Annotated in this window: 22 protein-coding genes, 1 pseudogene and 1 riboswitch; of the genes and pseudogenes, 14 read left to right on the top strand and 9 right to left on the bottom strand. The window is 71.9% G+C overall.

Features of this window, described 5'->3' with window-relative positions; genetic code table 11:
- Window positions 1-63 precede the first annotated feature (63 nt).
- A riboswitch (cobalamin riboswitch) is annotated at window positions 64-193 on the bottom strand.
- A 168-nt stretch (window positions 194-361) separates the two neighbouring features.
- Window positions 362-586 (bottom strand): hypothetical protein, encoded by a 225-nt coding sequence (locus tag ACIREO_RS35980; protein WP_404118278.1) that lies wholly within the window; start codon window positions 584-586, stop codon window positions 362-364.
- A 12-nt stretch (window positions 587-598) separates the two neighbouring features.
- Window positions 599-1,849 carry an anion permease gene (locus ACIREO_RS35975; RefSeq protein WP_404118275.1) on the bottom strand — a complete coding sequence of 417 codons (1,251 nt, stop codon included), beginning with the start codon at window positions 1,847-1,849 and terminating at the stop codon, window positions 599-601.
- 246 nt (window positions 1,850-2,095) lie between these two features.
- Between ACIREO_RS35975 and ACIREO_RS35970 the strand changes: the two genes are divergently transcribed.
- The 3 genes from ACIREO_RS35970 to ACIREO_RS35960 all read left to right on the top strand — a co-directional run bounded on the left by ACIREO_RS35970 (window position 2,096) and on the right by ACIREO_RS35960 (window position 5,451).
- On the top strand, window positions 2,096-2,755 hold the full coding sequence (locus ACIREO_RS35970) for a class II aldolase/adducin family protein (protein WP_404118272.1): 660 nt from the start codon (window positions 2,096-2,098) through the stop codon (window positions 2,753-2,755).
- Window positions 2,756-2,822: 67 nt separating this feature from the next.
- Window positions 2,823-3,965, top strand: coding sequence for an alpha/beta hydrolase (locus ACIREO_RS35965; protein WP_404118269.1), 1,143 nt, complete (start codon window positions 2,823-2,825; stop codon window positions 3,963-3,965).
- Window positions 3,966-4,149: 184 nt separating this feature from the next.
- Complete coding sequence (locus ACIREO_RS35960; RefSeq protein ID WP_404118442.1) at window positions 4,150-5,451, top strand: hypothetical protein; 1,302 nt, start codon at window positions 4,150-4,152, stop codon at window positions 5,449-5,451.
- Between the two features lie 33 nt (window positions 5,452-5,484).
- On the opposite strand, the gene ACIREO_RS35955 is transcribed toward ACIREO_RS35960, so the two are convergent.
- Window positions 5,485-5,895 carry a VOC family protein gene (locus tag ACIREO_RS35955; protein ID WP_404118266.1) on the bottom strand — a complete coding sequence of 137 codons (411 nt, stop codon included), beginning with the start codon at window positions 5,893-5,895 and terminating at the stop codon, window positions 5,485-5,487.
- A 306-nt stretch (window positions 5,896-6,201) separates the two neighbouring features.
- Here ACIREO_RS35955 and ACIREO_RS35950 point away from each other — a divergent pair, with 306 nt between their 5' ends.
- From ACIREO_RS35950 to ACIREO_RS35940, 3 genes are all read left to right on the top strand, one after another.
- Window positions 6,202-7,800, top strand: coding sequence for an ABC-F family ATP-binding cassette domain-containing protein (locus tag ACIREO_RS35950; protein ID WP_404118263.1), 1,599 nt, complete (start codon window positions 6,202-6,204; stop codon window positions 7,798-7,800).
- Between the two features lie 358 nt (window positions 7,801-8,158).
- Complete coding sequence (locus ACIREO_RS35945; protein ID WP_007263382.1) at window positions 8,159-8,380, top strand: helix-turn-helix domain-containing protein; 222 nt, start codon at window positions 8,159-8,161, stop codon at window positions 8,378-8,380.
- A gap of 152 nt (window positions 8,381-8,532) precedes the next feature.
- A complete protein-coding gene (locus ACIREO_RS35940; protein ID WP_404118260.1) occupies window positions 8,533-9,324 on the top strand; it encodes an enoyl-CoA hydratase/isomerase family protein in 792 nt (263 codons plus the stop codon).
- A gap of 52 nt (window positions 9,325-9,376) precedes the next feature.
- Here the strand turns inward: ACIREO_RS35940 and ACIREO_RS35935 are convergent, their stop codons facing one another.
- On the bottom strand, window positions 9,377-10,072 hold the full coding sequence (locus ACIREO_RS35935; protein ID WP_404118257.1) for a hypothetical protein: 696 nt from the start codon (window positions 10,070-10,072) through the stop codon (window positions 9,377-9,379).
- Between the two features lie 93 nt (window positions 10,073-10,165).
- Between ACIREO_RS35935 and ACIREO_RS35930 the strand changes: the two genes are divergently transcribed.
- From ACIREO_RS35930 to amaP, 5 genes are read left to right on the top strand one after another with little or no spacing between them, the layout of a single operon-like run.
- A complete protein-coding gene (locus tag ACIREO_RS35930) occupies window positions 10,166-10,654 on the top strand; it encodes an Asp23/Gls24 family envelope stress response protein (protein WP_404118254.1) in 489 nt (162 codons plus the stop codon).
- Between the two features lie 32 nt (window positions 10,655-10,686).
- Window positions 10,687-10,878: a hypothetical protein gene (locus ACIREO_RS35925; protein ID WP_030920082.1), complete on the top strand. Its 192-nt coding sequence runs from the start codon at window positions 10,687-10,689 to the stop codon at window positions 10,876-10,878.
- The gene (locus ACIREO_RS35920) at window positions 10,875-11,219 is read left to right on the top strand and encodes a hypothetical protein (RefSeq protein ID WP_404118251.1); all 345 of its coding nucleotides are present in this window, start codon (window positions 10,875-10,877) and stop codon (window positions 11,217-11,219) included. The genes ACIREO_RS35925 and ACIREO_RS35920 overlap by 4 nt, the downstream gene beginning before the upstream one ends.
- A complete protein-coding gene (locus ACIREO_RS35915; RefSeq protein ID WP_404118248.1) occupies window positions 11,216-11,902 on the top strand; it encodes a DUF6286 domain-containing protein in 687 nt (228 codons plus the stop codon). Before ACIREO_RS35920 ends, ACIREO_RS35915 begins: the two co-directional genes overlap by 4 nt.
- Before the next feature lie 4 nt (window positions 11,903-11,906).
- Window positions 11,907-12,485 (top strand): alkaline shock response membrane anchor protein AmaP, encoded by a 579-nt coding sequence (gene amaP / locus ACIREO_RS35910; RefSeq protein ID WP_404118246.1) that lies wholly within the window; start codon window positions 11,907-11,909, stop codon window positions 12,483-12,485.
- 22 nt (window positions 12,486-12,507) lie between these two features.
- Here the strand turns inward: amaP and ACIREO_RS35905 are convergent, their stop codons facing one another.
- From ACIREO_RS35905 to ACIREO_RS35885, 5 genes are all read right to left on the bottom strand, one after another.
- Window positions 12,508-13,263, bottom strand: coding sequence for an SDR family oxidoreductase (locus ACIREO_RS35905; protein WP_404118243.1), 756 nt, complete (start codon window positions 13,261-13,263; stop codon window positions 12,508-12,510).
- Between the two features lie 5 nt (window positions 13,264-13,268).
- Entirely contained in the window at window positions 13,269-15,062 is a 1,794-nt protein-coding gene (locus ACIREO_RS35900; protein WP_404118240.1) for a glycoside hydrolase family 15 protein, read from the bottom strand.
- A gap of 74 nt (window positions 15,063-15,136) precedes the next feature.
- Window positions 15,137-15,937 (bottom strand): SURF1 family protein, encoded by an 801-nt coding sequence (locus tag ACIREO_RS35895; RefSeq protein ID WP_404118238.1) that lies wholly within the window; start codon window positions 15,935-15,937, stop codon window positions 15,137-15,139.
- Window positions 15,938-16,006: 69 nt separating this feature from the next.
- Window positions 16,007-16,240, bottom strand: a complete 234-nt coding sequence (locus tag ACIREO_RS35890) for a hypothetical protein (protein WP_399949709.1) — start codon at window positions 16,238-16,240, stop codon at window positions 16,007-16,009.
- Between the two features lie 63 nt (window positions 16,241-16,303).
- Window positions 16,304-17,311 (bottom strand): DEDDh family exonuclease, encoded by a 1,008-nt coding sequence (locus ACIREO_RS35885; protein ID WP_404118235.1) that lies wholly within the window; start codon window positions 17,309-17,311, stop codon window positions 16,304-16,306.
- A 141-nt stretch (window positions 17,312-17,452) separates the two neighbouring features.
- Here ACIREO_RS35885 and ACIREO_RS35880 point away from each other — a divergent pair, with 141 nt between their 5' ends.
- From ACIREO_RS35880 to ACIREO_RS35870, 3 genes and pseudogenes are all read left to right on the top strand, one after another.
- Entirely contained in the window at window positions 17,453-18,172 is a 720-nt protein-coding gene (locus tag ACIREO_RS35880; protein ID WP_404118232.1) for a VIT family protein, read from the top strand.
- Between the two features lie 158 nt (window positions 18,173-18,330).
- Window positions 18,331-19,221 carry a sterol desaturase family protein gene (locus tag ACIREO_RS35875; RefSeq protein WP_404118230.1) on the top strand — a complete coding sequence of 297 codons (891 nt, stop codon included), beginning with the start codon at window positions 18,331-18,333 and terminating at the stop codon, window positions 19,219-19,221.
- Window positions 19,218-19,877 (top strand): annotated as a pseudogene (locus ACIREO_RS35870) (lysoplasmalogenase); the annotation flags it as partial. The gene ACIREO_RS35875 and the pseudogene ACIREO_RS35870, both read left to right, overlap by 4 nt.
- Window positions 19,878-19,886: the final 9 nt, after the last annotated feature.

The following is a 19,886-nucleotide window of genomic DNA, read 5'->3' as shown; positions in this document are numbered from 1 at the left end:
AGCCGGGCATGGCGTGTGTCCTCACTCAGGGTCCGCGCCCTGGTTCGACGTGACCGGCGACGAGAGTCTCCTGGCTTCCGGATCCGCAGTTCCTCCGGCCTTCCAGTCCGCGGTGGCGGACCGTGACTTCCGTATGGAGGCTGCTCCCCGGTGACAGTGGCGGGACCGCGCCGGATTCGCACCGGCTTCCTCTCCTGTCGCCGTCAGGCCGACCGGCACCGGTCGGCCTGAATGGCTCCGGCAGTCCACCATGCCCCGCGAACGCCCGTCAACCTGCCGTTGACCTGCGAGGCTGTGCCGATACGCACACCGGGCCGGACACACCACGTGTGTCCGGCCCGGTGTGCTGCCTGACGGCCTCTCAGGCGACGATCAGATAGATCCCGTACGCGACGGCCGCCAGGCACAGTGCGAAGCAGGCGTACGCGCCGGTGCGCGCCAGGGCGCCGCCGCCACCGCCGCTCTGCGCCGTCGACGTCTGCCTGGCGAGACCCGTGACGCCGAGGGTGAAGAGGCCGACCAGTGCGACGGTGACCACGAGGCTGACGCCGAAGACGGAGGCGAGAGCTGCCCAGTCGATGTTCATGCGGATCTGTCCTTACACCGTGGCCGGGTCGGCCGGGGTTCCGGCCGTCGGAGCCGGGGCCGGGATGGTGGTCTTGAACTCCGGTGCGACGGTACCGGCGGGCGGCGGGCTGACCGCCGCGACTGCGGTGGTGACGACGCCCGCGGCCTCGGCGCCCGGGGCCACGTCGTTGTGGTCGACCGGCTTGCGGCGCGACAGCAGCCAGATGGCGCTGGAGCCCGCGATGAGCAGGACGGCGACGGCCGTGACGCCCCAGGGGCCCTGCTTGGTCAGGAACTCGGCGCCCGCGCCCATCAGACCGGCGGCGGGCAGGGTCAGGCCCCAGGCCACGAACATCCGGGTGGCGGTGGACCAGCGGACCGTGCCTCCCTTGCGTCCGAGACCCGCGCCCATGACGGCGCCCGAGCAGGACTGCGTGGTGGAGAGGGAGAAGCCGAGGTGCGAGGAGGCCAGGATGACCGTGGCCGCGCTCGTCTGGGCCGCGAAGCCCTGCTGCGGGCGCAGGTCGGTGAGGCCGCTGCCCATCGTGCGGATGATGCGCCAGCCGCCGAGGTAGGTGCCCATCGCGATGGCGATACCGGCTGAGGCGATGACCCAGACCGGCGGGTTGGAGCCGGGGGAGAGGACGCCCCCGGTGACCAGGGCCAGGGTGATGATGCCCATGGTCTTCTGTGCGTCGTTGGTGCCGTGGGCGAGCGAGACGAGACCGGCCGAGGCGATCTGGCCGGCGCGGTACCCCTTCGCGGTCGACTTCAGCTGGGCCTCGTCGGTGATCTTCCGGTTGAGGCGGTACGTCAGCTTCGTGGCCAGCAGCGCGGCGAGACCGGCCACGACGGGCGCGGCGATCGCGGGCAGCAGGACCTTCGTGACGACGGTTCCGCCGTTGATCGAGGACCAGCCGGCGGACATGACCGCGGCACCGATGAGGCCGCCGAAGAGTGCGTGGGAGGAACTGGAGGGCAGGCCGACCAGCCAGGTCAGCAGATTCCACAGGATCGCGCCGACGAGCGCCGCGAAGATGACCTCGGTTCTGAGGCCGTTCTCGTTGATGATCCCGCCGGAGATCGTCTTGGCGACCTCCACCGACAGGAACGCGCCGACGAGGTTGAGAACGGCGGACATCGCCACCGCTGTCTTGGGCTTGAGTGCGCCGGTGGAGATGGTGGTGGCCATCGCGTTGGCGGTGTCGTGGAAACCGTTCGTGAAATCGAACACGAGAGCTGTCACGATCACGATCGCGAGCAGCAGCGTGATGTGTTCCATTTACCCAGGCAATCGTTCGACGTCATTGGCACGTGGAACGTAAGCAACCAGGGTGAACGGAAGATGAACTCGGCAGGGCGGCACGGTGACCCCAACCGCGTGCACCGATTCCGCTTGTGTGCGCGAGGGGTGGGCCGGACCGTCGCCGCCGGTGCGGGGCACGGCGCCGGTCGCGGCCGGGGCATCCGGCGGCGACCGATTTGCCCCGTTGGGGAGACATCGGTCACGTGACTCTAGGATCCCCGCATGAGTGACGTGGACAGGAACGCGATCGAGCAGGCGTGGAACGGTGTCGTCGAGACGGCCCGCAGGACGGCCGCGGAAGGCCTGGTCGTCGGCACCTCGGGCAATGTGTCGGCCCGGATCGGCGGAGTCGTCCTGGTCACCCCCAGCGGGGTGCCGTACGACCGGCTCGGCCCCGGGGACGCTGTCGGAGTCGACCTCGAAGGGCGCCAGGTCCTGGGCGAACTGGCCCCGACCAGCGAACTCCCGCTCCATCTGGCCGTCTACCGTGCCGGCGACGCGGCCGCCGTCGTCCACACCCACGCCGTGCACGCGACGGCCGTCTCCACCCTCGTCCCCGAAGTGCCGCTCATCCACTACGCCGCCGCCCTGCTCGGCGGCCCCGTCCGCACCGCCGCCTACGCGCGCTACGGGACCCAGGAGCTCGCCGACGCCATGCTGGACGCCCTGCGCGACCGCACCGGCTGCCTGCTCCGTAACCACGGCACCGTCACCTACGGGGACACCCTCGACGAGGCCTACGACCGCACCGCCCAGCTCGAATGGATGTGCAGGCTCTGGCTCACCGCGAGCTCCGTACCCGGCCACCGGCCGAGCCTTCTCACCCCGGCCCAGCTACGCGACGTTCAGGACGCCCTGAAGGGGTACGGCCAGCCCGGCTGAGCCCGGAGCCGCACCGTACGGCCCCTGCCCACTGGCAAATGGCGCCCGCGCCCAGGACACTGGAGCCGTGCGCCCGGCAACAGCGGCGGCAGTGGCCGCAACCTCGATCCTCGGCGTCGGCGCGGCAGCGGTCGCCGCCGGCCGCTACGCCAGCGACGCCGCCCTGGGGGCGTCCTCGCCACGGCCCTTCCCGGCCGACCGCCGTCTTACCGTGCACGCCACCGCGGCCGGGCAGATCACTCTGACCCGCTCCTTTCCCGCGCTGCGCCCCGGTACGTACGGACTGGCCGGCCGAGGCGTCCACGCGGTGGTCGGCCCCGTGACCGAACAGGTGCCGGGCGGCCATTCCGTGATCTCTCCCGACACCGTCGTCCGGCGGCTGGAGCGCGTGACCCTCGGCAGCCTCAAGCCGGGCGCCCGGGTCCGCCTCACCCCGGAGATCCACCGGGGCGACCCGCTGGCCGCCCTCGGCGTCGCGTACAAGGAGGTCGAGGTCCCCGGCGAACTCGGCGCCCTGCCCGCCTGGTTCGTACCCGCCGCACGCGACACCTGGGTGATCGCGGTGCACGGCCTCGGCACCACGAGGGACCACCCCATGAACGTGATGGGGTTCCTCAACGCCCAGCAGTTCCCGGTGCTCGACCTGGCCTACCGCGGCGACGCGGGCGCCCCGCGCTCCCCGGACGGACTCGCCCACCTCGGCGAGTCCGAATGGCGCGACCTCGACGCGGCCATCCGGTACGCCGTGCGCTACGGGGCCGAGAAGGTCATCCTGTACGGCTGGTCGTCCGGCGCCTCGATGGCCCTGCACGCGGCCGTCAACTCCGCCCTCCACGACCGGATCAGCGGCCTCGTCCTCGACTCCCCGGTCCTGGACTGGAGGACCACCCTGCGCGCCCTCGCCTCGGCCCGGGGTGTCCCCTCCGCGCTGCTGCCTCTCGCCGTCCGGGCCGCCCAGGGCCAGACCGGGCTGCACGGTGCCCCGCTCATGGACACCTCGGTGCCGACGGCCCTGCACGCCCCCACGCTCGTCGTCCACGGCCCCGACGACACCCTGGCTCCCTGGCAGCCGTCCCGGGAACTCGCCGCACGCCGCCCCGATCTGGTCACCCTGCACTCCGTGGCGCAGGCTCCGCATGCGGCGATGTGGAATGCCGACCCTGCCGGTTACGAAGAGACGCTCAGGCGCTTCCTCACGCCCCTGATGTGAGCTGATGGGCCGGAACCGCCCGGTTGGCGCCCCCGCGCGTAAGCCCTCCGAACCCCGGTGACACGGCTTCCGTTTGGGCTTTCGGCCCGTCAGAGGCAAGACTGCTCTCGTGACGTCCCGTACCCCGCGCGACTCCAGGCTGCGACTTGTCCGCCCGCGACCCCAGGCGACCGCCCGCAAGGCCGTGACGACCCGGCGCACCAGGCCGGCCCCCCGTCCACCCGAAGGCACACCGCCCCCGGCGGAACTGGCACGCCAGGCCAGGGCCGTACTGGCCGACGCCGTACGGATCGCCCACTGGGCCGCCGACGGCACCGGCAAGGGCGCCACCGCCCCGCTCGCCGCCCAGGCCCTGGAGCGAGCCTGCGCCGCGCTGGAGCTGTCCCCGGCCCAGGTGCGGGTCGGCTGGGACCGGGCCAGGCTGGCCGGGCTCATCGAGCTGCACGGCGACACCGCACGCCCCGGCTGGCGGCTGCGCGCCTGGGACCGCGACGACTCCGCCGTGCTCCGCGGCTGGGTGGCGCTCTTCGACGCCTGGTCGCTGGTCCACGCCTCGCCCGACGGCATCGAGGCCACCGCGGTGGCGGAAGCCGTCGAGGCGGTGCCCCAGGTGCTCTCCCTCCTCCAGCTCTCGGCGGGCGCCGTCACCGTGCCCGCGCTCCTCGACCTGCTGGGACAGCGCGTCGCGGAACTCCACGAGGAGCGGTGCGAGGTGCCGTACGGACCGCAGGAGCAGCCCGTGTCCGTGGGCGGGCGGTCCGCCGAACTGAACGCGCTGCTGCTCGACTGGGCCCTCGAGGGCCTCGCCTCCGTCGGCGCCCTCACGCTCGGCGCCGGCCACGCCACCCTCACCCCGCTGGGCAACTGGGCGGTCTGGGTCAAGCTGGAGCAGATCTGCGTCGCCGCCCAGAGCCCGGCAGGCAACATCGAACAGCCCGCGGCCGACATGCTGCTCGGCTGCGCCCGGCTCACTCCGGGCCCGGCCCGCGCCGAATACCGGGCCTGGCTCGCCGCACGGCCCGTGGGCAGTGCCGTGGCCGAGCTGCTGGCCGTCGCCCGAGGCGAGGACGCCCTGCTGCGCGGCCTCGCCTTCGAGGCGCTGCGCGTCGTCGGCGCCCCCGCGGAGCCCGTCGTCCGCTCCGTCGTCGCGGAGGCGCCGCTGCGGCCGTACGCACTGCTCTGGCTCGCCGAGTACGAGGGCACCGACCCGGACGACGCCCAGGACGTCCTCAGCCGCGAGGAGGCCACCTGGCTCTGGGTCGACACGGCCGCGGCCGTGGCCGACCACGGCGAGACCGGGCTGCTGGTCCGCCATCTCGACTCCGCCGTGCAGGGCACGGTGCCCGCGCTCCTGGAGGAGGTACGGGCCGTGGGCCACCCGCGGACCGTCCAGGTGCTGGTCGCCCTGGCTGCCGCACACCCGGACCCGGCCCTCGCCAAAGCCGTACGCCGCGCCGCCTTCCAGGTGCACACCGGCGGGGTCTGACCGCGCTCGCGTAGTCCCCCGGGGGCGGCCAGGTCAGCCGGAGGCCCCCGGGGCGTACGTCCCGAAGCTCCAGACGTTGCCCTCGGCGTCCCGCGCCATGTAGTCGCGTGAGCCGTAGTCCTGGTCGGTGGGAGGCATCAGGATCTCCACGCCGTGCTCCACGGCCCGCGCGTGGTGGGCGTCGACGTCGGCCACGACCACGTACACCCCGGCGGGCCCCGCGCCGGCCATCGCCTTGGCGAAGACGCCCTCGCGCCCCTTGGAGCCGAGCATCACCCGGCCGTTGCCGCAGGACAGCTCGGCATGGAGCACGCTGCCGTCCTCGCCCTCGTGCACCGCTTCCTCGGTGAACCCCAGGGCCTGGGTCAGCACTCTGATCGCGGCCTTCGCGTCGTCGTACAGAAGCGTCGGAAAGACCGTGGGGACGCCGTCCCTGCCTGCCATCTCGCTCACCTTCTTCTTCTCGCCCGCACCATTCGGTGTGATCTCCGTCTCAGTCTTCCACCGGCCACTGACAACGTCAGCCGAAGGTGTTGCGGCGGCTCGGGTCCCCGGTGCGGAATCCCGTCCTCCTGGATCCGGACGTATGTGACGTGCCGCGGTGCCGCGGTGACGAGCGGGGAGCATGCGGAAAAGCAGGTGGACACCGCCAGTAGACTGAGTCCCATGGCAATTCTCCTTGTGCATTAGACGGCGTCGAGTCGTGAGCCCGCTGTCCCTCCGCCGTCCATACCGCCCTGGAGTTTTTCCGTGATCACCGCTTCCGGCATCGAGCTGCGCGCCGGCGCCCGCATCCTCATCGAGTCCGCGTCCTTCCGTATCACCAAGGGCGACCGTATCGGCCTGGTCGGCCGCAACGGCGCGGGCAAGACCACCCTCACCAAGTGCCTGGCGGGCGAGGGGACGCCGGCCGGCGGCACCATCACCAACAGCGGCGAGGTCGGCTACCTCCCGCAGGACCCGCGCACCGGGGACCTCGACGTCCTGGCGCGCGACCGCGTCCTCTCGGCCCGCGGGCTCGACGAGATCCTGCGCAAGATGCGGGAGAACGAGGAGCGGATGGCGAACGGCAAGGGCGCCACCCGCGAGAAGGCCATGAAGCGCTACGAGCGCCTGGAGACGGAGTTCCTCACCAAGGGCGGATACGCCGCCGAGGCCGAGGCCGCCACCATCGCCGCCGCGCTGAGCCTGCCCGACCGGGTACTCGGCCAGCCCCTGCACACCCTCTCCGGCGGTCAGCGCCGCCGTGTCGAGCTGGCCCGCATCCTGTTCTCGGACGCCGACACCCTGCTGCTCGACGAGCCCACCAACCACCTCGACGCCGACTCCATCGTCTGGCTGCGCGACTACCTCAGGAGCTACCGCGGCGGCTTCGTCGTGATCTCCCACGATGAAGAGCTGGTCGAGACCGTCGTCAACAAGGTCTTCTACCTCGACGCCAACCGCGCGCAGATCGACGTCTACAACATGGGCTGGAAGCTCTACCAGCAGCAGCGCGAGGCCGACGAGAGGCGTCGCAAGCGCGAGCGCCAGAACGCCGAGAAGAAGGCCGCCACCCTCAACGCCCAGGCCGACAAGATGCGCGCCAAGGCCACCAAGACCGTGGCCGCGCAGAACATGGCCAAGCGCGCCGACCGGCTGCTCTCCGGCCTGGAGGCCGTGCGGGTCTCCGACAAGGTGGCCAAGCTGCGCTTCCCCGAGCCGTCCCCGTGCGGCAGGACCCCGCTGATGGCCGAGGGCCTCTCCAAGTCCTACGGTTCGCTGGAGATCTTCACCGACGTGGACCTCGCCATCGACAAGGGCTCACGCGTCGTCATCCTCGGCCTCAACGGCGCGGGCAAGACCACGCTGCTTCGGCTCCTCGGCGGCGCGGAGAAGGCCGACACCGGCCGGATCATCGAGGGCCACGGCCTCAAGCTCGGTTACTACGCCCAGGAGCACGAGACCCTGGACCCGGAGCGCACCGTCCTGGAGAACATGCGCAGCGCGGCGCCCGACCTCGGCCTCGTCGAGGTCCGCAAGACGCTCGGCTCCTTCCTCTTCTCCGGTGACGACGTGGACAAGCCCGCCGGAGTGCTCTCCGGCGGTGAGAAGACCCGGCTCGCCCTGGCGACGCTCGTCGTCTCCTCCGCCAACGTGCTGCTGCTCGACGAGCCGACGAACAACCTCGACCCGGCGAGCCGCGAGGAGATCCTCGGGGCTCTGCGCACCTACAAGGGCGCCGTCGTCCTCGTCACCCACGACGAGGGCGCGGTCGAGGCTCTCCAGCCGGAGCGGATCATCCTGCTGCCCGACGGGGTCGAGGACCTCTGGGGTGCGGACTACCGGGACCTGGTCGCCCTCGCCTGACCCGGCAGGGCTCCTGGACCCGGCACGGAGCACGGTGATCCAACGCGTCTGGATCTTTCGGCCCATCGGTGATCCATCATCTGGGTGAGCGGGTCTCATACCCCCGGCGCGCCGCCCGGCAGATAGCTGTCGGGTGCACCCATATCCGGCCACTCCACCCCGTACGGCCCTGACCTGCCCGTTTTTCCCGCGTTCCGTCCCGCAGGGCTCCGAGACCCCTTGGAAGGCCTGATTCCGCTTGTGTCCGACCGCTTCCGGAGGAGGAATCCGGTCGTACGGACCTTGCCGAATGGGTGGCCAGGAAGCCCAGGAGGGGTGATCATGAGAGTCCAGAGCGCACTTCCTTGAGGAGGCACGGGTGGCCGAGACTCTGAAGAAGGGCAGCCGGGTGACCGGCGCCGCGCGCGACAAGCTCGCGGCAGACCTGAAGAAGAAGTACGACTCCGGTGCGAGCATCCGGGCGCTGGCCGAGGAAACGGGCCGCTCCTACGGATTCGTCCACCGGATGCTCAGTGAGTCCGGAGTCACGCTGCGGGGACGCGGCGGAGCGACTCGAGGCAAGAAGGCCGCTGCGGCCTGACGGCGGGCAGCGGGTTCGGAGCGGGCGTACGTCCGCTCCTGGGGCTCACCGGAACACCGGGTGGCCACCCGGCCGATCGCCAGATCGTCCGGGTGGTTACTGTTCAGTTACTTGCCAGTAAGTGCTGACTGCACCCGATCCGGAGGCGCTCCATGACCTCGCTCGACTCTGTGCTCGACAAGGACGGCGTACGGCTCACCGTCGATGACGCGGTTGCCACGGTGACGCTCACCAACCCGGCCAAGCGCAACGCTCAGTCTCCCGCTCTGTGGCGGGCGTTGACAGAGGCCGGACGAGCGCTCCCCGGCAGCGTGCGGGTCGTGGTGCTGCGTGGCGAGGGCAAGTCCTTCTCCGCAGGCCTCGACCGGCAGGCGTTCGCCCCTGAGGGCTTCGACGGCGAGCCGTCCTTCCTCGACATGGCGCGCGGCCCGGAGACCGAGCTCGACGCGACCATCGCCGGGTACCAGGAGGCGTTCACCTGGTGGCGCCGCAACGACATCGTGTCGATAGCGGCCGTCCAGGGGCACGCGATCGGTGCCGGCTTCCAGCTCGCCCTCGCCTGCGATCTGCGGATCGTCGCCGAGGACGTGCAGTTCGCCATGCGCGAGACCAGCCTCGGTCTCGTTCCCGACCTCACGGGCACCCACCCCCTGGTCAACCTCGTGGGGTACGCCCGCGCGCTCGAGATCTGTGCCACCGGCCGCTTCGTGCACGCCGAGGAGGCCGAGCGCACCGGTCTCGCCAACCTCGTCGTCCCCGCCGACCAGCTCGACGCGGCGGGACTCGACCTGGCCGGGGCCCTGCTCGCCGCCCCGCGCGACGCCGTCGTCGAGACCAAGGCGCTGCTGAGCGGCGCCCTCTCGCGTACGTACGAGGAGCAGCGCACTGCCGAGCGGGCCGCCCAGGGCCGCCGTCTGCGCGACCTCGCGGGTCTCGCCGACTGAACAGCCGCAGCCCTGGCGCGCACCGCCCCTCGCCGGAAGGCCAGGGGCAGTGTCAGTCCCGGTCCACGACGGCTGTGACCAGCACGGCGACCGTCGGACGACCCTCCACAGCCTCGGCCACCGCCGCGCGCACCGCCTGCGCCACATCGAGCGTCCGGTGGTCCCCGGCCGTGGCGAGCTCCACCCGGACGTGACCCTCCGTCTGCTGCACGGCGCTGCCCAGCACCCGCGTGAGCGAGACGACGCCCGGGACCCCGGCCGCCGCCATCCCGGCGGGTCCGTCGGGTTCCGCCGGGTGAACGACGGCGGACGGCTCCGTGGCGGGGCGGGGCTCCTCCTCCAGCAACTCCGTCACCCGGAGGTCCACCTCGTCGGCCACCAGGCCGAGCCGCTGGGCCGCCGCAGCCAGCAGGGCTGCGCGCAGGGCGTCAGCGGTGGCGGGCAGCGGCCGCCGCGCCGTCGCCGAGAAGCCGGCCTCGATCCGCAGCGGTCCGGGAGGCAGCGCGCTGGGAGGCCCGGGCACCACCGGATCCGGGGCGCCGTCCTCGTCGGCCAGGGCGATTCTGAGCGTCCCCAGCACGGCCCCCGACCCGGCCGCGGCGTTCCGCAGTACTGCGGCCGCCGCTCTTTCCGCGATCCAGGAACCATCGGCGGGGCCGCCCAGAGGGAGCAGTCTGCCCAGGCCGATCCGTTGGCGTACCGCAGACGTCCATCCATCGGCCCCGTGCGGGCTGTCAGCCGTTGTCATTGCTCCACCCTGCCCCATCCACGGCGCGAGACCGGGCAAGCACACTTACTGTGGGCCACGGAAGTTCAACCCGCCCCGAAGGGAAGAGCGGCGATGACCGAGAGCCCACAGCGGAACCGGCCCGACAGCCCCGGCAGCGTGCCGGACGACGGCAGGCAGAACCAGCTCACCAAGCGCGGCGGGGGAGCCCCGGCGACGCGCGGCCGCACCACCATCGCCGACGGCGTGGTCGAGAAGATCGCCGGAATGGCGGCACGGGACGTCGCTGGGGTCCACGCGATGGGCAGCGGGATCTCCCGGACGTTCGGCGCGGTACGCGACCGTGTTCCCGGCGGCGGCAAGTCCGTGTCCCGCGGCGTCAAGGCGGAGGTCGGCGAATCGCAGGCCGCCCTCGACCTGGAGATCGTCGTCGAGTACGGCGTGGCGATCGCCGAGGTGGCGCGCGATGTACGCGAGAACGTCATCGCGGCGGTCGAGCGGATGACCGGCCTGGAAGTCGTCGAGGTCAACATCGCCGTCAGCGACGTCAAGCTGCCCGACGAGGACGACGACGAGGACGAGTCCGAGTCACGCGTTCAGTAGTCCTCCCCCGCCCGGCAGTTGAGGAGCACACGATGAGCATGGCTGTGGTCGGCCTGGTGGCCGGCATGGCGCTCGGTTTCGCTGGATACTTCGGCGGATTCGGAGCCTTTCTGCTGGTGGCCGCGCTGGGCGCGGTCGGCTTCATCGCCGGCCGTTTCCTGGACGGCGACCTCGAACCCGGCGACTTCTTCCGGAGTCGCGAGCGCGGCGACCGGCGACGATGACGGGGGTGACAGACCGGGTCGACGCCGCCGGGCGAGGGCAGACCCGGATCGCCGACCGGGTCGTCGCGAAGATCGCCGCGCAGGCGGCGAAGGAAGCCGTCGACGAACGGCCCCAGGACGGTGCGGCTCCGCGCGCCACCGTCACCGTGCACCGTGACACCGCCCGGGTCCGGGTCAGCCTCGACCTGGCCTACCCCTGCGACATCGGCCGGCAGTGCGGCGCGGTGCGTCGTCGTGTGGCCGAGCGGGTAAGAGCACTTGCGGGGATGGAGGTGCCCGAAGTGGCGGTGCAGGTCGAGCGCCTGCACCAGGGCACCGCACCGGAGGGGAGCATCCGATGACCGAGCCCCAGGATCCGGAGAGCACACGGCGCCTGCCCACCGTCGAGCCGGCGCCTCCCGGCGGCGTGCTGGAGATGGACCAGTCCGCGTCGGGCTCCACCTACGAACCCGTCTCCGCGCCGGAGCAGCAGCCCGGCGGCAGGGCCGGCCGCTTCTGGTCCGGGCGCAGGATCCCGGCGGCCCTGGTCGCCCTGATCGTGCTCGGCGGCACCGGGCTTCTGCTCTACGACATCGCGGCGGTGCGCGCCGACCACCCGGCCATGCAGTGGCGGCGCTCCGCCGCCGCCGACCTGGCGAGCCGTCACCTCGACGACGTATGGGTGCTCGCGGGATCAGCGCTGGCGGCCGCACTGGGCCTCTGGCTGCTCCTCCTGGCCCTCACCCCCGGACTGCGCGCCCTGCTTCCCATGAGCCGCCGGCACACCGGTGTACGGGCGGGACTCGACCGGACCGCCGCCGCCCTCGTCCTGCGCGACCGGGCGGTTGAGGTGGCCGGTGTGCAGTCCGTCCGGGTGAAGACGAGCCGGCGCAAGGCGACCGTGCGCGCCCTCTCGCACTTCCGTGAACTCGACGACGTCAGGACCGACCTGGACACCGTCCTGTCCCGGGCCATCGGTGAACTGGGCCTGGCGCGGCCGCCCGGCCTCTCCGTACACGTACGCCGACCGGCGAAGAAGGGGTGACCTCGTGATCAGAACCGTCAACAGGGTCCTGCTCGGCCTGGCAGGGCTGATCCTTCTCGTCCTCGGCGGCGCCGTCCTCGCGACGGGGCTCGGCATGTCCGTACCCTCCTGGTGGCCCTTCGACGGCACGGACGACGTGCTGCTCAGCAAGGCCGACCGGACCAGGTGGCGGGACGAGGGCTGGTGGTGGCCCACCGTCATCGCGGTCCTCGCCGTCCTGGTGGTCCTCGCGCTGTGGTGGCTCCTGGCCCAGCTGCGCCGCGGGCGCCTGGCCGAGGTGCTGGTCGACAGCGGGGACGGCGAGGGCGCGCTGCTGCGCGGAAAGGCACTGGAGGGCGTCCTCGCCGACGAGGCGGGGGCCCTGGACGGGGTGTCGGGCGCCAAGGCCACGCTGACCGGCCGGCGGAGCGCCCCGCGAGCCCGGGTCCGGCTGCTGATGGAGTCGCACGCGGCCCCCGGGCTGGTGCTGCGCGGTCTCTCCGAGGGGGCGCTGACCCACGCGCGGACCTCGGCGGGGCTGGACGAGCTGCCCGCCGAGGTCCGTCTGAAGGCGGTCAAGCACCGTGCGGAGCGGGTGACCTGACGGGCCGCTCCGGAGGGGCCCGTCAGAAACCGTGCCGGGCACCGCCGTCGACCGGCACCATGATGCCGGTCAGATAGGAGGCGGCCGGGGAGAGCAGGAAGGCCGCTGTCTTCCCGAACTCCTCCGGGGTGCCGTAGCGGCGCAGCGGGATGCTCGCCTCGTTGGCCGTACGGGACGCATCCGCGTCGCCGGACAGGGCGTCGAGCTCGCGCACCCGGTCCGTGTCGATCCGGGCCGGCAGCACCCCGACGACACGGATACCACGCGGGCCCAGCTCGTCCGCGAGGGACTTGGCGAAGCCGGCGAGGCCCGGGCGCAGGCCGTTGGAGATGGTCAGGCCGGGGATCGGCTCGTGCACGGATCCGGACAGGACGAACCCGATGACCCCGCCCTCGCCGAGCGTCTCGGCCGCCGTACGGGCCAGGCGTACGGCGCCGAGGAAGACCGACTCGAAGGCCGACTGCCACTGATCGTCGGTGTTGTCGGCGACGAAGCCCGGTGCGGGGCCTCCGACGCTGATGAGAATGCCGTCCAGCCGGCCGAAGTGCTCCTTCGCGGCGTCCACCAGCCGCCGGGCGGCCAGCGGGTCGGCGTTGTCCACACCGATCCCGACCGCTGCGGAGCCCAGCTCCGCGGCGGCCTCGGCGGCGGTCTTCTCGTCACGGCCGGAGACGATCACCTTCGCTCCGTCGGCTGCGAGGGCGCGCGCGGTGGCGTTGCCCAGCCCCCGGGTCGCCCCGGTGACGATGTACACACGGTCCTTCAGTCCAAGATCCATGGGCCCTATCCTGCCAAGTCCCCACCGCTGAGGTCGACCGCGCTGTTCACCAGGCCGATGTGGCTGAACGCCTGCGGGTAGTTGCCGAGCTGGCGCCGGGCCACCGGGTCGTACTCCTCGGCCAGCAGCCCCACGTCGTTGCGCAGCTCCAGCAGCCGGTCGAAGAGCGTCTCGGCCTCGTCCCTGCGGCCCGTCCGGGTCAGGGCGTCCACCAGCCAGAACGAGCAGGCGATGAAGGCCCCCTCGTCGCCGGGGAGGCCGTCCACCGACCCGCCCTCGGTGCTGTAACGGCGGATCAGGCCGTCGTGGGCGAGCTCGCTGCGCACCGCGTCGACGGTGCCGGTCACCCGCGGGTCGTCGGGCGGCAGGAAGCCGGTGCGCACGATGAGCAGCGTCGAGGCGTCCAGCTCCCGGGATCCGTAGTACTGGGTGAAGGTGTTGCGTACGGGGTCGTAGCCCTTCTCGCAGACCTCCGCGTGCACGGCGTCCCGCATCGCCCGCCACCGGTCGGCGTCGCCGGGCAGGCCGGGGTTCTCCTCCAGGGTGCGCACCGCGCGGTCGGCCGCGACCCAGGCCATCACCTTGGAGTGCACGAAGTGGCGGCGCTGCCCGCGGATCTCCCACAGGCCCTCGTCCGGCTCGCGCCAGGTGGATTCCAGGAAGCCGAGCAGACTGAGCTGCAGGTTCCAGGCGTGCGGCTTGTCGTGGAGCCCGGCGTGGCGGGCCAGCCTGAGCGAGTCGATGACCTCGCCGTACACATCGAGCTGCTGTTGCCGGACGGCGGCGTTGCCGATGCGGACCGGCAGCGAGTTCTCGTAGCCGGCCAGCCATGGCAGCTCCGTCTCGGGAAGTCTGCGCTCGCCCGCGAGCCCGTACATGATCTGGAGGTCGGCCGGGTCGCCGGCCACGGCCCGCAGCAGCCAGTCCCGCCAGGCGGCTGCCTCCTCCATGTAGCCGACCGAGATCATGGCGGCCAGCGTGAGGGTGGAGTCCCGCAGCCAGCAGTAGCGGTAGTCCCAGTTCCTCACGCCCCCGATCTCCTCGGGGAGCGAGGTCGTGAGGGCCGCCACGATTCCGCCGGTGGGGGCGTAGGTGAGCGCCTTCAGGGTGATCAGGGAGCGGAGCACCGCCTCACGGTGCCTGCCGTGGTAGGTGCACCGTGCCGCCCACTTCGCCCAGTCGGTGAGGGTGTGCTTCAGCGCCTTGTGAGGGTCGATCAGCTTGGGGCGGGGGGAGTGCGAGGGGTGCCAGGTGAGGACGAACGCCACGCTCTCGCCCTCGGTGACCGTGAAGGACGAGCAGGTGCTGAACTGCTGGCCCCATGTCTTCACCGACGGCTCGCTGCGCAGCCAGACGGAGTCGGGGCCCGCCACGGCCACCCGGTGGCCGTGCGAGCGGCGCATCCACGGGACCACGGATCCGAAGTCGAACCGCAGCCGCAGGACGGAGCTCATGTCGACGCTGCCGCTGACGCCCTCGACGATCCGCATGACGTCGGGCGCCTTGTCGCGCTGCGGCATGAAGTCGATGACCTTGACGGTCCCGGTCCTCGTCTCCCAGTAGGTCTCCAGGACCAGGGAGTCGCCCACGTAGGCGCGCCGGGTGCAGGTGTCCGTGCTGTCCGTGCCCTGGGGGGCGATGCGCCAGTGGCCGTTGTCCTCGTCGCCGAGCAGGGCCGCGAAGCAGGCGCCGGAGTCGAAGCGGGGCAGACAGAGCCAGTCGACAGAACCGTTCCTGCCGACCAGGGCGGCGGTCTGGAGATCGCCGATGATGGCGTAGTCCTCGATGCGTGGGGTCACGCTCTGCCGTCTTCCCGAACCTGAGCCCCGCTAAGCAGCGAAAGCCGTACGAACGGACCGGTGTGATCAGGGCCCTACGCGGTCGCCGGCTCGGGCTGCGCCTCGGCGTCGTCGTCCTTGGCCGCGGCGGCCTCCGCACGGTCGCGCTTCTCACGGCGTACGAGAATGACCCAGCCGACGGGCACCCCGGCGGCGAAGAGCCACCACTGGACGGCATACGCCATGTGCGGGCCGATGGAGCTGTCGTCGGGGGCGGCGATCGTCTCCGGGCTGCCGTCGGCGGGCTGGGGGGCGGTGAGCTCGACGTAGCCGCCCAGCACGGGCCGGCCGAGCAGCTGCGACTGCTGGGAGCTGTTGATCAGCATCACCTGGCGGTCCGGCAGCCCCTGGAGGTCCTTGATGCCACTGGCACTCGTCGTCTCGTCCGCCTTGAGCCGTCCCCTGACGGTGACCTCACCGCGCGGCGGGGCGGGGACCTCGGGGTAGGCCTGCTGGTCGGCCGCAGCCTCGACCCAGCCGCGGTTGACCAGGACGGTGCCGCCGCCCTTGAGATTCAAGGGGGTGAGGACCAGTACGCCGATGCGCTCGTCCTGCGAGGTCCGCCGGCGTACGACCACCTCGTGCTCGGTGTCGAACGTGCCGGTGGCCTTCACGGCGCGCCAGTAGTCGGATCGGGGGACCGTGTGCCCGGGGGAGGTGAGGCGGGTGACGGAGACCGGGGCCGCCTCGAGGTTCTTGGTGATCAGCGCGTTCTGCTCGACCCGGTGTTCGTGCCGGTGCAGCTGCCAGAAGCCCAGCTCCACCATCGTGGGAATCATGGCGAGGACGAGGAGGGTGAGAATCACCCACTGCCGGGTCAACAGGAAGCGGTACACCCCATGACGGTACAACCGGGGTCATGGGGTGCGGCACGGAGGGTGCCCCCGTGCGGACGGGACAGCCCGTCATGCTTTGTCCACGATGCCCGCCTTTCCCTCGGCGCGGGCGCAGTGGCCGCCGCAGTACCAGTGGCCGTCGGCCTCGACGCCCTGGCCGATGACCTGTACCCGGCAGTGCTCACAGATGGGCGCCATGCGGTGAATGGCGCAGGAGAAGCAGTCGAAGACATGCACCGCACCCTGCGCGTGCACCTCGAAGGACATCCCGTAGTCGTTTCCGCAAACCTCACAACGTGCCATGCGCCACAGGGTGGGATGCCGGGCGGCGGCGGGCGAGCCGACTCGGGGCGAGTCGCCCCCGGTTCACTCCGATGACGGTGACGGCTTCGGTACGGCGACGGCCCTGGCCGGTGCCACGTCCCTCAGCAGGTGGGTGAAGGCGCTCTCCTCCAGGACCGGGGTGCCGAACGACTTCGCCTTCACCGTCTTCGACGTCGCCGAGTCCGGGTCGTTGGTGACGAGCAGGCTCGTCAGCCGCGACACGCTGGTCGCCACGTGCAGGCCGGCCTCCACGGCACGGTCCTCCAGGAGCTCCCGGTCGATGGAGGTGTCCCCCGAGAAGGCGACCCGCATGCCCTGCATGAGAGGTTTGTCCGACTCGTAGCGTCCGGGATTCGGATACGGGCACGCGGGTCGCTTGCGCGAGGGGCGCCAGCTGCCCTGACCCTGCGAGGGGCGGTAGCCGGTGCGCGGGGTGACCGGGGAGTCGTACCACTCCGTCAGCGGGCGGCACTCCAGCAGCGGCAGCCGCACCCCGTCCCTGGCCGCGGCGTGCAGACTCGGCCGGAAGGCCTCGGCCAGTACCCGCGCGTCGTCCAGCGCGTGGTGCGCGCGCTCCTGCACCACCCCGAAGTGCGCGGCCAGCGACTCCAGCTTGTGGTTGGGCAGGGGGAGCCGGAGCTCCTTGGCGAGCGCGATGGTGCACAGCCGCTGCTCGACGGGCGCGGTGACCGCCGCACGCGCGTACTCCCTGGCGATCATCGACCAGTCGAATGCGGCGTTGTGCGCGACGAGCACGCGTCCGGAGAGCCGCTCGGACAGCTGTGCGGCGACCTCCGGGAAGAGTGGCGCGCCTTCCAGGACATCGCTGGTCAGCCCGTGGATCCAGACGGGGCCGGGATCCCGCTCGGGGTTCACCAGGGTGTACCAGTGGTCCTCGACCTCACCTCTCGCGTCCAGGCGGTACACGGCAGCGGACACTATCCGGTCGTCGCGGGCGAGTCCGGTGGTCTCCACGTCGACGACCGCGTACCCCTGGGGATACGCGGCCGGCCACGGCGCTGCGGTCTGACGGTCGTCGAGCATGGTCACAGAGAATACGGGCCCGGACCGACAGCGACCTATCCGGGCGGCCTCCGCCGTGAACCCGGAGACGGCGCCGGGCAGTTGGCCGTGGTGCCGGAAACGCGGGTCGGGATGCGCCGGAGGAGGGCGCGGTGAGACGCTCCCGGGGTGACGGACGCAGAGACGCAGACACACGACGAGCCCCACCGGGGCGGGCTCGGTACCCGGCTCAACTGGCTGCGGGCGGCGGTGCTCGGGGCCAACGACGGGGTGGTCTCCACCGCCGGCCTCGTCGTGGGAGTGGCCGGGGCGACCGGGGACCGCTCCACCCTGCTGACGGCCGGCCTGGCCGGGCTGCTCGCGGGGTCCATGTCGATGGCAGCGGGCGAATACGTCTCGGTGTCCACCCAGCGCGATTCGGAGAAGGCGGCGCTGGCGACGGAGAGGCGTGAGCTCGAGGAGACACCGGAGGCCGAGCTCGCCGAACTCGCCGGACTGCTGGAGGAGAAGGGGCTGAGCGGCCGCCTCGCCCGGGAGGCCGCCGTCCAGCTCACCCAGCGCGACGCGCTGCGCGCCCACGCCGAGGTGGAGTTGGGCATCGACCCTGACGAGCTCACCAACCCGTGGCACGCGGCGGGCGCGAGCTTCCTGGCGTTCACCGTGGGCGCCCTGCTGCCGCTCCTCGCGATCGTGCTGCCGCCTCCCTCGGTCCGGCTGCCCGTCACCGTGCTGTCCGTGCTCGCGGCGCTGGCCCTCACGGGCTGGTGGAGCGCCCGGCTGGGCGAGGCGCCCGCGAGACGCGCGGTGCTGCGGAACATGGCCGGGGGAGCGGTGGCCATGGCGGTGACGTACGCGGCGGGGGCGCTGCTGGGGGCGGCGGGGGTGTGAGGACGGCCCCGGTTCCGCCGCCTCGACGGCGGGTGTGAGGGGGAATCGCACGACGGGGCAGTTGGCAGAACCCACCAAACACTGATGACGTCGCGTCTCACATACTTGTCAGTAACAACATCTATCCCCGGTACCTGGAAGGGCTCTACGGTGCTCGCATGGAGCCGAACCTGCCCGATGTCGTGCTGTGGTCGATCCCCGCCTTCGTCCTGCTCACCGTCCTCGAAATGGTGTCCCACCGGCTTCATCCGGACGACGAGGCCGCCGGGTACGACGCCAAGGACGCTGCCACCAGCGTCACCATGGGAATCGGCAGCCTGGTCTTCGACCTGCTGTGGAAGATACCCATCGTCGCCGTCTACGCGGCCGTCTACGAGCTGACCCCGCTGCGCGTCCCCGTCCTGTGGTGGACGGTCCCGCTGATGCTGCTCGCCCAGGACTTCTTCTACTACTGGTCCCACCGGGGCCACCACGTCATCAGGGTCCTCTGGGCCTGCCATGTGGTCCACCACTCCAGCCGGAAGTTCAACCTCACGACCGCGCTGCGCCAGCCATGGACCTCGCTGACCGTCTGGCCGTTCTACGTACCGCTCATCGCCTGCGGGGTCCACCCCGCCGCGCTGGCCTTCTGCTCCTCGGCGAACCTCGTCTATCAGTTCTGGGTGCACACCGAGCGGATCGGCAAGCTGCCCCGGCCCTTCGAGTTCGTCCTCAACACCCCCTCCCACCACCGGGTCCACCACGCCTCCCAAGGCGGCTACCTCGACCGGAACTTCGGCGGGATCCTCATCCTCTGGGACCGGCTCTTCGGCTCCTTCACCGCCGAGACCGAGCGGCCCGTCTACGGACTCACCAAGAACATCGGAACCCACAACCCGCTCCGCGTCGCCACCCACGAATACGCCGCCATCGCCCGCGACGTACGGGCGGCCACCACCTGGGGCGAGCGGGCCGGACGGATCTTCCGCGGACCGGGCTGGCAGCCGTCGCGCCTCGCGGCGGCGACCGCGCCCGTGCGGCCACGCGCCGCCACCGAGCGCACCGGATGACGCCCCGCGCGGGCGCGCCCCGGCTCGTACGCCCGCTGCTCGTCGCCTTCCTGGCGGTGGCAGCCGTCGACCTGGCCGGGCTCCTGGCCGGGATGCAGACCGCGCACCTCGTCGCCAAGCCGCTGCTGATGCCGCTGCTCGCCGCCTGCGCCGCGGCGCGCGGCGGTCCCCGGCCGCTCATCGCCGCGCTGCTGTGCGGCTGGGCCGGGGACGTGCTGCTGATACCCGGTTCGGAGGCCGCGTTCCTCGCCGGCATGGGCTGCTTCGCCGCAGGCCATGTCTGTTATCTCGTGCTCTTCGGCCGTCTCCGTCTCCGGCCGGCCGCGGGACTCGTGTACGCCGCCGTGCTCATGGCCTTCCTCGCGTACCTGTGGCCCGGACTGCCGGACGGGCTGCGCGTCCCGCTGACCGGATACAGCCTGCTGCTCGCGGCCATGGCCTGGCGGGCGGGCGCCCTCGGACGGTACGCCGCGCTCGGCGGCGCGCTCTTCCTGCTCTCCGACGCGCTCATCGCCACCGGCGTCGCCGACCGGCCGCAGCTTCCCGCCCACGATTTCTGGATCATGCTGACCTACCTGGCCGCCCAGTACCTGCTCACCGAGGGGGCGCTCGGCGGAACAACGGATTCCACCGGCGGAACCCCCGGGGCTGCACGGCGATGGACG

The sequence above is a fragment of the Streptomyces sp. NPDC102441 genome (assembly GCF_044765585.1).
Lineage (GTDB): Bacteria > Actinomycetota > Actinomycetes > Streptomycetales > Streptomycetaceae > Streptomyces.
Note: the sequence above shows the minus strand (reverse complement) of the source record. Positions and strands in the feature narration are given on the sequence as shown.